The sequence below is a fragment of the Streptomyces sp. AC627_RSS907 genome, from assembly GCF_019049165.1.
The window spans coordinates 1-633 of the sequence record NZ_JAGMUE010000843.1 but is presented as its reverse complement, the minus strand read 5'-3'; the positions used below and the strand labels follow the sequence as shown (position 1 = coordinate 633).

The following is a 633-nucleotide window of genomic DNA, read 5'->3' as shown; positions in this document are numbered from 1 at the left end:
GCCGTGGGTCGCAGGTCGCGGGCCCCTACTCGCCCGGCTCGCTCGACGACGTCGCCCTCTTCCTGCGGACGAGGAACAGCGCACCGCCGCCGACGACCAACAGCCCACCCGCTATGCCCGCGATCAGGGCGACCGGACTGCCGCTCCCCGTGTCGGCCAGGTCACCGCTCTCGGGTACCGCCGCCTCGTCCCCCGTGGGGCCGTCCGCCGCGGCGGGGCTCGGCCGCGCGGTCGACGGAGCCCCGCCGCCGGCGACGGTGGAGGCGTCGTCGGCGCGACCACCTTCGGTCACGGTCTGGCAGTCCAGCGCCCCGGTGAAGGTCTTCTCCAGGCCGTCCGGGCCGACGAGCGTGAAGCGGTACGCCTGGTCCTCCCGCGCCGGCACGGTGATCGTCTTGGTCGCGGACGACGCGACCGTGTGCTCGCGCCCCGCCAGTGTGTAGGTGAACGGCGCGTCGCCCTTGTTGGCCACCGTGACGTCCACGCCGCCCTTGGCGCAGTTCTGCCTGGCCGAGACCGCCGGTATGGCCCCGCTCCTGGCCCAGACCGCCGTGGCCTTGGCCGAGACGGTGCTCTCGCTGGAGCCCGCCAGGATCTGCGTCTGGCTCTTGGTGTGCTGCCCGACGCCGGTGA

The 633-nt window shown here is 74.2% G+C and carries 1 protein-coding gene; it reads right to left on the bottom strand.

The annotated features are described in order from the left end of the window. Positions 1–25: 25 nt before the first annotated feature. Positions 26–633 (bottom strand): LAETG motif-containing sortase-dependent surface protein (locus KUM32_RS38965; protein ID WP_217146508.1); only part of this gene is annotated, 608 nt, incomplete at its 5' end.